This is a genomic window from Gottfriedia acidiceleris (assembly GCF_023115465.1).
In the GTDB taxonomy this organism is placed as follows: domain Bacteria; phylum Bacillota; class Bacilli; order Bacillales; family Bacillaceae_G; genus Gottfriedia; species Gottfriedia acidiceleris_B.
Genome location: NZ_CP096034.1, coordinates 4,187,503 through 4,201,609 on the forward strand (window position 1 = coordinate 4,187,503; position 14,107 = coordinate 4,201,609).

Below are 14,107 nucleotides of genomic sequence, written 5' to 3' on the forward strand. Positions count from 1 at the left end.
AATTTTGTAGATTCTTAATCCTAAGACTAAACTTGTTAAAATTGGGGAATTTTTATTATATTTTTTGAAAATTTCATAAACTTATATAAAATTCCCAAATATTTCTTTTACAGAATCTTTACATATGAGATGGTGAAGATTACATACTGCCTTTTGATTTGATTAGAAATGCACATTGGTATAGGCTAAAGAATATTTGATAAACCGTGACAAGAATCTACTATTCAGTTTCAAGGCTAGAAACCTTAGGATGTACAGCAAATTTAATAGAAGTTCTTCCAATCTATTAAATCAAAGACAATAAACGATAAAGATAACGTTATTGATATTTTAGATGCATTAATTTTACAAACTTATTGGGGTACGAGCCAATTAGGTCTGATTTGAACTCCGATGGTCGTGGACAAAATGGATATGGATTACGTTGTTAACAACTTTAGTTTACAAAATAGTTTTGTGGGGTTTTTTATGAGGCTAACCAAAAATCCAAATGTGGAGTAGAATTTGACAAATAGAAAACCTTTTCACCAACTCTCCCTCTTTTTGCTACATAAAAAAACTGGGTAAAATACACCAGTTCTAATATGACACATTATGAATTTTTTAACCAAAACCTTCTTTACAACTTTCTTCGTTAAATTTATTGTTATTGACGTGTCAAATGACATTATTTCTGTTCAGTTACTTACGATTATTTATTAAATATATTTTTTAAAATGTTCTATAAAATCTTCAAGAAACTCATTAGACAAATTCGATAAACCTTTTGATTCTAAATATATTATCCAAAAATCCAGTTCAATTAATTTCTCATCATCCATCAATGGAATAATTTTCAAATCTCCACTCAATACCATTGGAAAATTCTTAAGTGTAAAATCGTGAACATATAAAATTGCATCACTCTGTTTTACTATTTTAAGAAGAATATTAGACCTAGATGAACTCATGATCACTTGCTCAGGATTAATCTTAGTAAACTTCAATAACTGGTTTTTATCAGCAGTTTCTAAAAGTACAAATTTACTATTTTTTATATCTTTTAGGGTTACAAAGTCACGTGAATAAAAAGGCGAGTTCTTCCCTACAGCAATGCATATATGACCTCTATAAATATGTTTAAATGAAATATTTTGTACTTTTTTTAAATCCTCAAGGGCTGCAGGAATGAGAGCAAAATCATAATTTTCCTTATTGAAATTCTCAAGAATCTTAAAAGGATTTTTTTCTACTAATTCAAAAGTTAGATCTTTTTTTTCTAAGTGAAACTTTACCATAATTTCTTGAAGTGGATAAAAAAAGGTGGGCGCTATGTATATTTTCAAATGTAATTCGTTATCATTTTTATAATAGCTCAGTTTATTATTCATTTCGTTTATATTTTTAAGAATAGTACTTGCGGTTGATATAACTATTTCTCCTTCAAACGTTGGAGTAATATTCTTTTTTGAACGATTAAAAATTTTAATTCCAAGTTCCATTTCTAACTGTGTAATAGATTGACTTAGTCCTGATGTAGAAATATATAATTTATCTGCTGCTTTTGTAATCGACTTTTCATTTGCGACAGTGACTATATGCTCCATTTGATCAAAATTCATATTTTTTCCTCCGCAAATAATTTTAAGAAATGATAAGAATATCAAAAATAAATTTTTAAAACAAATAAAAAGAAGTTAACACTCAATTAATATTATCTTTTCTCTTAACAACGTTATCTAAATACTCTAAAAAATTTTCAATTAAATCTTCGGCTAAATTAGACAAACCTTTATTTTCAAAATAAATAAGCCAATAATCTATATTGAAAAATTGATTATTTTCTTTAATTGGTATCAATTTTATATCTCCATTTTTTACTACATCAAAATTTATAAACACAATCTCCGGCGCAAAAAAAATTGCATCACTCTCTTTTGCCATCTCTAAAAGTAAACTTACATTATTTGCATTAATAAACATTTGATCTGGCGTTAGGTTAAACGCATTTGAAACTAAATTAAAATTTGAGCTTTTATACCATAATATTTTAGCATTTTTCAGGTCAGATGGATTTATATACTCAAGTGAATAAAAAGGCGATTTTTTCCCAACACCAACACATAAAGGAGATCTATGTATATGTTTATAGCCTATATTTTTCAGATTAATTAAGCTTTCTAAAGAAGTATATAAAAATGCAAAGTCATAATTATTTTCTAAAAAATTTTTAATTATTTCTTTAACGTCCTTCTTAGTGATGTCAAAATAAATGTTTTTATTTTTTAATTTATAGTTTATGATTGTTTCCTCAAGTAGATAATCTAAACCAGTAGTAGTAGTAAGGATTTTCAAATTATTCACATTTTTACTTTTGTATATATCAATCTCATTATTCATATCTTTTATAGTATTTATTATTAAAGTAGCTGTTGAAATAACTTTTTCACCATCAAAGGTTGGAGTAATTATCTTTTTTGAACGATTAAAAATTTCAATACCTAGTTCATTTTCTAATTTAGTAATAGATTGACTAAGGCCAGAAGTAGAAATATGCAGCTTTTCTGCTGCTTTTGTAATCGATCTTTCATCTGCGACAATTACAATATGTTCCATTTGTTCAAAATTCATATTCCCTCATCCCCGGAATTTATTTTAGTCGTAACAAGAAAACTAAAAATTTTAGTTAACTTCCTTTTATTCTTTGTATTCTTTTCCTTGTTTACTTCCTATATATTGATCTTTATACTCTAAAAAATCATTAATAAATTCTGTAGCTACTTTCGTTAACCCTTTTGTTTTGAAATAGATAAGCCAAAAATTCAGTTCAAAAAATTTATCATTTTCCTTAATTGGAATGATTTTAATCTCTTCATTTATTACCAAATCAAAATGCAAGGCTGCTATATTTGGAATTATTAAAATTGCATCACTTTCTTTTACCAGCTCTAATAGTAATCCCCTTCTATTAGTACGTATTATCTTTTTACTCGGATTATTAATGTTTAGCATTTTTGTAGTTACTTTATAATCCTTAAGGTTATACCATAAAATAGTCTCATCTTTTATATCGTTCGGCGTTACATAATCATAAGAATATAATGGTGATTTTACTCCAACACCAATACAAAAATGAGCTGTATAAATATGTTGATAGGCAATATTTTTTAGCTTTTTTAGCGTATCAATCGAAGCTGATAAAATTGCAAAGTCGTAATCTTCCTTCATGAAACTATTTAAAATATCTGATACATCTTGTTCAACTAAGTTAAAAGAAATATCTTTATTTAATAAATTATATTTCAGAATTATCTCTTGAAGTATGTAAAATAAACCAATAGTTGTAGTAATTTTTAAATGCTTTTCTTTCTTATTTTGGTTAATCTCTTTATTCATTTCATTTATGGCATTTATGATAGTATTTGCAGCCGAAATAACTATTTTACCTTCAAAAGTTGGCGTAATGCTTTTTTTTGATCGGTTAAAAATTTTAATATCAAGCTTATTTTCCAGTTGAGTAATAGATTGACTCAATCCTGATGTTGATATAAATAGTTTGTCAGCAGCCTTAGTAATAGACATTTCATTTGCGACAGTGACAATATGCTCCATTTGTTCAAAATTCATATTTTACCTCCGCAAATAATTTTATTTTTAAATAAAAAGTTCAATAAATACTTCTTCTTCATATTGTCTCTATTTTTAAATTTTCTAATTAAAATTAATTTCTCCCCAAAGGTTCCTTATTCATTTTTTTCCGCATTTAATTAAATTCATTCTAAGCATTACTTCCTAAAACTCTAAGTTATTCTAAATGTTAATATTTTGTTAAATACTATAAAATTAATATAGTGATATGACAGAAAATAATGAGTACTAATCATATTAATTGAATACTGGTACTAATAGATAAAGGAGAATAAATTATGTATGAAGGGAAAATTATTAAGTTTTACCGTGAAAAATACAATATAACCCAAGATCAGTTAGGCCATGAAATATGCTCTAGAGCACAAATTTGTAGAATCGAAAACAACCAAGCAAATCATTCTATTGAAATAATAAAAAAATTAACCGAACGATTAGGTGTAGATTTAGAATTAGAAGTTACTAAATTAAATAAATTAAAAACATCCTTAGACCAATTACATGATGCCATCATCATGCAAGTATTTGACGATATCAATACAGCAAAAGAAGAGCTTGAGAAGTTTGAATTAATAACAATTTCACCTTATAAATATTTTTATCAATTACTACAAATTAGAATCCTATTACTAAATAATAATTTAGAAGAGGCAACTAATATCATCAAAAAAATTCAAAAAATAGAGCACAAATTATCTCCTTATGAAGTTAATATGTTAAAGCATATTTTAGGAATTCAATCTTTAACAAATAAAGATTATCCGAATGCAATTCAATTATTAACATCAATTCAAAATGATGTTTATAAAAATCCCGAATATTTTTATCACTTAGCAGTTGCTTATAATGAAATCGACTCTAATATTTTAGCCTATTATTATGCTGAAAAAGCACAACAATACTTTCAACAAATGAACAACTACCCAAGAGCAATTGATGCTGAATTATTAATGATCATTCAAGTCAAAGATGCTGTTGGTGATGAGATTATTAACCGCTATAAAAATTTAATTAATAGTTGTAATTTATGTAATTCACCAGACAGAAAATCAAAAATATATTATTATCTTGCTTATGAATACTTCTGTAGAAAAAATTACGAACAAGCAAAAAAATATTATTCAGAGTCAATGATACTCAATGAAGCGAATCCACAGTCTCTCCAATACATCTTGTCATTAGAAGGCTACGTACGAAGTTCATTCGATAGTGATTTGGTTTTAAATTTATAAACAAATAAATTTAAATTTTGTTAGAAAAAGATTATATCAAAAAAAATAAAACCACTCGTATTATTGTAATGTACCTAAATTGTAAGACACAACTAACAATTGGAGGTGCATTACTCATTTACGAACGGTTTTTTTATTTAATTTAAGGGAAAGTTTCTATTTTAAAAAAGGTTAATCTAATTTTTTACAAAAAGGGTGTTTAATCAATTGCCTCTGATTAGCACCCTTTTTGATTTTACTTAAAATAATTTGTACTAATTTTATTTAAACATTTATAGTTTAATCGCTGTAATTCTCGACCAGTCGCTATAGATTTTTTTCGATCCAACAATTTTGAAAGAACGAACTTTGTAATAGTAAGTTTTACCTTTACTTAATCCATTATTTGTGTAAGATGTCGTTTTTACGTCGCTTAGGTGAGAATATGAACCTGTTTTTGATGTTGATTTTCCCATTTCGCGTAAATCGTCGTGTTTGCTTCAGCTATACCTTTATTTGAACTTCTTTATTTTTTAGATAAAACTTATAATCTATGATGCTTTCTTATCTAAAATTTTTACTGTTGTAATAGCACTTTGATTACCAGCTGCATCTATAGCAAATGCTGATAACTCTGTATTTGCTTTTAGATGTTTAATCTTCAGACTAAATAATCCTTTAGAATCAGCTTGTCCAGTTGCAATTACATCACTACCGATTTTTATAGTGATCGTCGCATTTGCTAACGTAGTTCCTGAAACCTTTGTATCATTTTCATCTATTGGATTAATAACTGGTCCATTTAGTAACCATTTTGCGTAAAGCGTTACATTACTTGTCACTTTATCAGTTTCAAAATTCCATACCACTTGGCCTGCAGCATCTTTATACCAACCAATAAATGTATAACCAGTTTTTGTTGGGAAAGATGGTTTTGCAATTGTAGTGTTATAGTTTGCTGTAATCTCATCTACTGTACTACCACCTTGGCTATCAAATTTAACAGAGTACTTATTTATGCTCCATTTCGCATATAAAACAGTATCTTCTGTTACTTTATCAGTTGCAAAATTCCAAGCAGTTTGTCCTGCTGAATCTTTATACCAGCCAACAAATGTATAACCAGTTCTTGTTGGAGTTGTTGGTGCTGTAATTGTTGTTTTATATTCTGCCGCCTTGCTTTCAACTAAGCTACCATCTTGTTTATCAAAAATAACGTTAAACTTATGAAGTGACCATGTTCCGTAAATTGTTTTTGCAGAGTAAATTGAATTTGTGAAATCCCAAGGGATTGTGCAATCTTCATCTGCGAACCATTTTAAATCGTATCCGTGTACGGTTGGTTCTGTAATACGACGTACGACAATTTGGTCATTTACTTCAAATGGAGCTGTTTCACCTTTTAGCACAAAGTGAATGTTAATTCCGTTTGCGATTTTTTGCGTCACTGTCACATCTGCATATTCTTTTGCGCTAATGTTGATGATAAAGTCACCTGTTTTTTTGAATACACTTTGATCAATTGTCAGTGTGCCATGTATTGCATCGATTTTGTATTTTGTTGCATCAATAACTGAGCCAGCTACTTTGATACTCGTAATCGCATTTGCCCAATCTCTGTCGCTAAATTCGAGTGTGATCTCATTTCCTAACGCATTATCAGTTGTATCAGCTGATACAATCGATGTTTCTAAGGCATATTTTGCATACAATTTAATAGGTTTTGTGACAACGCTTGTGAAATCAAAAGGTGTCGTTAACGCTTCGTCACTGTACCATCCCATAAATTTGTATCCAACTTTTGTTGGTTCCGTTGGCATTGCAACACGTGATTCGACGATTTGCGGTTCGATTGCATCGCCTCCGTTTGTTTCAAATGTGACTGTGTAACCAATGACTTGGTCTGTAACAATCGCATCCAAGTACCCTTCTGACGAAATGTTTACATTGATTTTTTGTCCTGCTGTAAATAATGATTTATCAAGTGTAATTGAACCTTTATGTGTGACTGTATCATACGTTATTTTATAATCAGTACCCGCATTTAGTACTTTTGAACCAATACTTACTTTCTTGATATTATTTCGCCAAGTTCCGTCATCTGTAAAGGCAATCGTAATATCACTTCCAACAATATTTCCTACGACATCTTTTGTGACTTGAGGCGGTGTTTTCATCCAAGCGATATAGTATGTTTCGTTGTTTTTCAATACTTTACCAGTTCCTGTTGAAATTGGTACATCTTGTCCGCTTGTTCCGGCAGCATCATAATAAAGGGTTGGCATCATTGAAAGAGTGCCATTTTTTACTTTTGTTGCTGCTACCAACATGTCAATACCCAATGCTTTTCCGTTGACTAGTTTGTCACCGAAGAATGTATCACCTGGTGAATTTAATGTGCCTCCATTTAAATCAATGTGTCGGCGATAACCAAGCTTCACACTTGGAATTTGTACGGTTTCCCCAGTTGTTGACGTTAGTGTCAATTGGTAACCAGTTGAACTTGGTGCTTGACTAAATGCAAACTTTTCACTCGGGTGGCCAGTTGCATATGTTTCTGTCGCTGTTTTAAACGTTAACGTACCACTACCGTCACCATTATCGACTAAGTTATACGTACTTGGATCTAACGTATACGTACTGTCTGTTGTTTCAAACGTACCATCTGCTTTCATTTTTCTGTACGTTGCGTCAATTTTTGCGATATCATTCTTTGTCTTTAACCATGGTGTATTCGTTGTATAGTCTGGGATTTTAATCGTAACTGGACCTTCACCAAGTACTGTACCACCTAAATTTTCACCATCTGGTTTCGATAAATCAACAGGTGAATAGTTTTGCGTGTAATTCACTTGCCATTTTGCAGCAACTTTTATATCTGACTTATAGTTATTATATTCAACCCAAGGTGTTGTTAATGCACCCGTCACTGGATCAACATTATACCAACCAACAAAATTATAGCCAGGTTTGACAGAAAGTGGCGTACTTCGATTTGCGGAGGTACTATTGAAAATAAACTGTCCTCCATTATATCGAGAGTTGCTTGGTTTAAAGCCGAATGAAATTGGATTTATCCCGCTTCCACCTTTTGAGTCAAACGTAATGCCATATCCAATTGGTTGAGCCGCACTCGTGCCATCTGCACCAATCGTTACTGTCGGATAAATGGTTCCATCTAAACCAGTTGAATTGATCTCGAATTTATACAATTGAGGTAAATAGTTCGTTCCACCCGGATTAATCGCTGCATTATACGACGTATTGACATTCGGATCAATTGTTGCATTTGTTTTAAATAAATCGGCTTTAAATGTAATTTTACCTGGTTGTGAAATGTCGAAATAGGTATCCCCATTTCCATCTTTTAGATTCGTAATATCTAAGCCTGTTGTAAAATTTGCTGTTTTTACAACGATTTTATTGATGCCATTTCGCCAATTTGTGTCATCAGCAAATGTATAGTTAAACGTGATATCGTTTCCGATATGCGCTTTTGCTGGATCAGTGACCATTGGAATGGTAGGCGTTGGAATTGGCACTGATGCAATTGTAAAGCTATTCGTGACTGGTTGATAGCCAGTAGCCGTGATACGAACCGTGTACGTACCAGTCGTATTAAATAATGAACCATGTAATGCTAGTGTAGCTGGTACATATACGATCCCTTGTATCGGGTCATTCTTGACGTATCCGGGTGTAATCGATGCAGCTGGAACGGTTGTATTTGGTACAACTGCATTCGTTACGTCAGTGAAATTACCGCCTTGTCCTAATTCAACCTTTGTAATCGCTTTTCGCCATACAACATCATCTAACATGACATTGCTCGTTGGAATCAACGAAACTGATGAACCATTTTTCAAGTCTTGGAAAGTTGGTAATTGCGTTACGGATGTTTTTTGAGTTGGACCTGCAAAATTTAGCATTGCCATGACTTCTTTTAGACCATTACCAGCAGATAAGTTATAGGTTTTAACTTTCGAATCATAAGAAGAAGCAGTATATGTTCCTCTATTTGATGAAATCGATAGATTGTCTGTCAAAGTAAGTTGTGGTTCTGGGACGACCTTACCTGCATCAATCGCACTTTGATTTTTCTGACCAAAGTTTTTCAAGATATAGTAAAAATCATTGTAATCAATATTACTGAAAGAGTAACTGCCTAATCCATTTAGTCCTGAGAAAGCATAGCTAATGTCATTATTTCGATGAGCAGTAGAATTTGTAAAGAATTCCGCTTTTTCCTTAGAAGGCGCTGATACACCTTTTAGAAAATCGAAATCAGCATATGCTTGAATTTCTGAAACTAAATCCTTCATATCAATGACATTATCGCCATTTACATCTCCACCTAGTAAAAGTGGTGTGTTCATCGATGCAAAATCAAAGTATGAGCCTGATTGATATCCGAATTTGTCGGATCCAATGACTGGCGTTGTTTGATATCCTTTAAAATGACCTGGCATATTCGTTTCAATTGAATACGGCTTGTCGCTTGCTTTTATAGTAATGGAATACGAACCTGACGTTTGATTTCCGATTTGAACGGTGTTTGCGTTGCTTGTGTTATCCGTTACATACGTATTACCATCGGCATCTTTTGCCGTAACAGTCGCACCTGAATCCTTCGTAATATTCGTAAAACTTCCGCTTAAATTGTTTGCTTTGAAGCTTTCCGCAAACAGACCGCCCGTCACTTGTGAGATCGGTTGTTTGACAAGTGGCATATTCGTTAAGAAAGCCGGAACGACTGTCTCATTTCCATCCAATGTAAAGCTCGATTTTTCGACAGCGAAACTTTCGTCAATTGGGCCAACAAATGCACTTGTATCTGTGTAAGTCAAATTTGCTTCTAAAATCTTCATGTCTTGAATGTCTTTCGTCAGCGCACCTGCTTCAGAAACGCCAGAAATGGTTACATCGATTGAATTTCTGCCTGTGCGTTTATCTAAATAAGGTTGACCAACTGTTAGTGTAGGTGTAATACCTTTACTTCTTAAATAGTTACTATATTCGTCTGAAAGCTTAATGTTTGAAAAGTCAAGTATATGGTCAGCTTCTAGTGTAAAGGTACCGCCAGTCATTCCAAGTCCATTTTTCGTCGCTAGTGATACTTTAAATGGTTTATTCGGTTCAACGACCACATTCCCTTTGCTTTCTAGTGCTGGGTCTACGCCTCCAGAAGTTGTGACGGTTACATACGGCGAACCTTTTTTGATGAAGCAATACTTTTTCTTCGTTGTATACCAATCACCTGCTCCAGAATAGTCTGAAGGATAGATCACATACTTCATTCCACTTGCTTTAATGTCGTCAGGCTCTAAGCCGAAACTAAAACGACCATTTCCATCCGTTTTAAAAATTTGTGTGACAAATGGACCATCTTGATAACCATACACTTTGTTCTGTCCTTGATTAACAGGTGCAGGGTTACCCGTATCAAAATCTCTTAAAGTTGTTTCGCCATTGTTTTTCATGACATCGATATTCGAGTCATAAACGGTCCCATAAATCTTCTTCACTTCTTGTCCTGGATTGTATCCTGTTGGGTCGATTTCATAAATACCCGGCTGCGAATCACTATCCATCGTTAAGTTAGGTGCTTTGTAGTCTACATAAAGAGTGTCTTCTTTTGTGAATTTTTTCCCATACTTGTCAGTTGCGATCATCTCAACTGTATAGGTACCTTCTTTTAGCACTGCCGGCGTTTTCCCGATTCCAGCTTGATCAAGTGAGCCATTATATGGTTTTGTAAATGGTAAATAGAGTCCATTAACAAGCATTTGTATAGGACCATAAATCACTCCTGGAACAGCCCCACTGATATTGCTAAGATTATTTACGACTCCGATATAGTTTCCATCTTTATCTTTCAATAGAACATAGGCAGTATCCATTGAACTATTAACAGAAAACTTATATCCTGAACCAGGTTGTGAACCATTTGGGTTATAGTTTCCTGTATAACGTTCTGACATTGTCATCGCTTTGATGTCTACATTAAATGCAAGTCCTTTTTCAGCAACGGTGATTGTAAACGGAATGCGGTATGATTCGTTGGCATCATTTGCATCCACAACATTTACATACCCTTCATAAGTACCGTCTAATGCATTTGCTGGCACAGTAATCGTCGCTTTTGCTTTTACAGAGCTGCTTCCGTCCACACTTAAAGACGTTACATTTGTATCACCAGTTGAAAAGTCGATTTTCACATTATTTCCGGTACCTTGTCCAACTTGATTTGAACCCGCAAATTTTGTTGTGATGAACTTTGAACTTAGTTTGAACGTTTTACTTGTTGAACCTTGGTTTGTAATCGTGAAGTCTTTTGATTTGACAACATCATCAGAGCCAAGTTTCGCTCCTTCTCCGCGTCCATTAAAACCAAACGAGAAACTACCTGTCGTGTTATCGATTGGCGTATACTGATCTTGACCGTCAATATTTGTAACACTTGTTGCTTTATCTATTACTTGGATTTTGATGTTCGATTGAATTGCACGAACTGGATCAACACGTCCTGCACCAACTTGGTAAACGCTGTATGTTTTTGAATCCGTGTTCACATCTTTTGATGTATTCATTAATGCAGTTTTGACATCGGCTGGTGTGTAATCCGGATGTGCAGCTAATACAAGCGCTGAAATCCCTGTTACATGAGGTGCAGCCATTGATGTACCTGACATCGATTCATATGAATATTTATATTCTTTATTGCTATTTAATTCCCATGCATCGTATGGAACGGTTGAGAAAATATCAACACCTGGTGCAATGACGTCTGGTTTGATGCTCCAATCTTTTACGGGTCCTGTTGAACTGAACGACGCCAATTGATCAGCCGGTTTGTTTAGTGGGGCATCAAGTGTCAATGGAAACGTAATTCTGGCGTTTTGAGGATTGTCTTTGATTGCGTTCACAAGTGCTTCACCTTGTGCTTGTGTAATAGAAATAGCATATATATTGTCACTGCTAATCCCTAAGAAGTTTGGAATATAACCTTGTGATTCTTCATCAGCCTGGTTATCCCAAATAATCATCCCTTTTGCCCCAGATTCTTTTGCATAGGCCATTTTTTGAGTTAAAAAATCGACTCCGCGTTTCACAAGGGCGATTTTTCCACTCATGTCTCTTCCTGCATAATCATCTTTGCTTCCTAGACCAACATCGATGATTGGAATCGACAATCCTTTTAACGCATCATCAGCGTCTGCAAAATGTTTTCCGAATAAACGTGCTTGATAAGGCGTATTACCGAATTTTACGGTTTGCACAGGAATTTGTTCTGGAACGGTACTTGCGCCTACCGTAATGGCAAGTGGTGAAGCCCCTGGTGACCCAAGGGTCGCAACACCTGGTCCTGAATTTCCTGCAGAGACTGAACAAACAACACCTTGTAAGGTTGCATTGTTGATCGCGATACTCGTTGGATAAAATGGGTCATTAATATTTGCACCTAATGACAGATTCACAACATCCATTTTATCTTTCACTGCTTGGTCAATTCCACTTAGTATTGAGTAAGTAGATCCATGTCCACCCGGGCCGAGTACTCGGTAGCCGTGAAGTTCAACATCTGGTGCAACACCATTCGCTGAAAATACGTCATTATTATTTGTCGTATTAGCTGCAATCGTACCTGATACGTGTGTACCGTGCTTCGTAATATAATCTTTGTAATTAGAAGATACACTTTCAGGCGAATTTTCTCTTGCGGCTTCCCAATCCGGATAGATGGTTTCCATCGGGTCATGATCATCTACTTGGATCTCGTTTCCATCTGCATCAACTTTCGTGTTAATAAAGTCGTGCCCTTCATATAAATGACCATCCGCATCGTGTGTTACTTTATATAAATCAGGATGGTTGTAATCAATTCCTGTGTCAAGAACTCCAACTTTAACACGTTGACCTTTACGAGGGCCTGATTGAAATTTTCCTGTATGGCCTTCTGCTTGTAGTTTATCGACTCCCATTAATGAAAGTCCTGCAGTTGGTTTTCCAATCGCAGTCGTTGTTTCTCCTGCTGAAGGTGTTCCTTCTTCTGCTTCGTATTGGACCACTGACCATACAGAAGCGACATCAGCCTGGCTGGCAATCGTTTCAACCATACCTGGTGGAACCGATAATGCAACCCCGTTAAATGAATCCGTGAATTCTCTTGTGATATGGATATCCGCTGAAACTTCTTTTCCACCAGTGATTTGCTTACCCGGTTGAGTCTTGACAAACGCTTTAAATTTCGCATGTGCATCTTCAACCTTTTGTTTTGCTTCTGTGTAATCAGCAGCAAATGTCTGTGCACTTGCGCTTCCTTTTTCAAGTGATTGCTTTATCATTTTAATCTTTGCTGGATCTACTTTAAATTGTACGATTATGTCAATATTTTTCCCGCTTTTTAAGTCCTTCTGATCTACGTGTATTTTTTGTGTGTTATCCGCACCGGTCAGCTTATTGATGCTTACTTTTTGCTCAGGTGTTAATCCAGCCAAAATGCGATTCACTTCATCTGCTGTAAATTTTCCATCAGATGGATTTTTCTGATCAACATTCGACTCTGCGTGCGCAAGAATGGCACTTTGTGGTAAGACCATATTTAGCAGCATTACGCTACTTAACGCAAAAGCCGAAATTGTTCGTTTCTTTTGTCTTTTTTTCATGCTACTCCCCCCATTTTAGCAGTATCTAATTAAGTATTTAAAATATTCAAATACTATTCTTCAATTCAATAATACTTCACTAAAAATGACTGCGTATTGGGGAATTTGCAACTTTGTGTCGGAGTTTGACGAAGAAAATCTATTGGATTTGATATAAAATACAGACTATTTATTAATTTTCCTGCCATAAAATGTCGTTTTTTTTATTGTTTTCTGTTCTATTTACCTAAACCTTCAGTTAAATAGAGATTTCTTTATCCGAGGACTAAACTTGTGAAAATTGGGGAATTCTATCGAAGTTTTCAAAAAATTTCACACGCCTTTTTAAAAATTCCATATCTTACTTTTTAGCATTCTTTGCAATCAACAATAGTATTAAAAACTCCTTCTCCATTTCGTCCCGATTCATTCTTTGCCAAACAGAATAGATTTTTCTAGGATTAAAATGAGTCAGTAAAAATAGGCGAGCAACCATGGTATGTGAGGTTCGCTTTTGTCGTTCGTTCAGAAACAAAAAATTAGTAAGGTATTTTTAACCAAAAATAACATTTATTTCAAGGTAAGGAAATCGAATTCAACGGGAAATGTAAGGTTAACTTGAAG

General features: G+C 33.7%; 5 protein-coding genes. 1 reads left to right on the top strand and 4 read right to left on the bottom strand.

Annotation, left to right across the window (positions count from 1 at the left end; genetic code table 11):
* Nucleotides 1-698 precede the first annotated feature (698 nt).
* From MY490_RS19845 to MY490_RS19855, 3 genes are all read right to left on the bottom strand, one after another.
* On the bottom strand, nt 699-1,601 hold the full coding sequence (locus MY490_RS19845; protein ID WP_248267192.1) for a LysR family transcriptional regulator: 903 nt from the start codon (nt 1,599-1,601) through the stop codon (nt 699-701).
* Nucleotides 1,602-1,683: 82 nt separating this feature from the next.
* A complete protein-coding gene (locus tag MY490_RS19850; protein ID WP_248267193.1) occupies nt 1,684-2,610 on the bottom strand; it encodes a LysR family transcriptional regulator in 927 nt (308 codons plus the stop codon).
* Between the two features lie 66 nt (nt 2,611-2,676).
* A complete protein-coding gene (locus MY490_RS19855; RefSeq protein ID WP_248267194.1) occupies nt 2,677-3,606 on the bottom strand; it encodes a LysR family transcriptional regulator in 930 nt (309 codons plus the stop codon).
* A gap of 299 nt (nt 3,607-3,905) precedes the next feature.
* Between MY490_RS19855 and MY490_RS19860 the strand changes: the two genes are divergently transcribed.
* Nucleotides 3,906-4,859, top strand: coding sequence for a helix-turn-helix domain-containing protein (locus tag MY490_RS19860; RefSeq protein WP_248267195.1), 954 nt, complete (start codon nt 3,906-3,908; stop codon nt 4,857-4,859).
* A gap of 530 nt (nt 4,860-5,389) precedes the next feature.
* Here MY490_RS19860 and MY490_RS19865 read toward each other — a convergent pair.
* The gene (locus tag MY490_RS19865) at nt 5,390-13,504 is read right to left on the bottom strand and encodes an InlB B-repeat-containing protein (RefSeq protein ID WP_282439820.1); all 8,115 of its coding nucleotides are present in this window, start codon (nt 13,502-13,504) and stop codon (nt 5,390-5,392) included.
* Nucleotides 13,505-14,107 lie beyond the last annotated feature (603 nt).

Coding starts and splice junctions, on each gene's coding strand:
- MY490_RS19845 (WP_248267192.1), bottom strand. CDS start 1,601: ATGAATTTTGATCAAATGGAGCATATAGTCACTGTCGCAAATGAAAAG.
- MY490_RS19850 (WP_248267193.1), bottom strand. CDS start 2,610: ATGAATTTTGAACAAATGGAACATATTGTAATTGTCGCAGATGAAAGA.
- MY490_RS19855 (WP_248267194.1), bottom strand. CDS start 3,606: ATGAATTTTGAACAAATGGAGCATATTGTCACTGTCGCAAATGAAATG.
- MY490_RS19860 (WP_248267195.1), top strand. CDS start 3,906: ATGTATGAAGGGAAAATTATTAAGTTTTACCGTGAAAAATACAATATA.
- MY490_RS19865 (WP_282439820.1), bottom strand. CDS start 13,504: ATGAAAAAAAGACAAAAGAAACGAACAATTTCGGCTTTTGCGTTAAGT.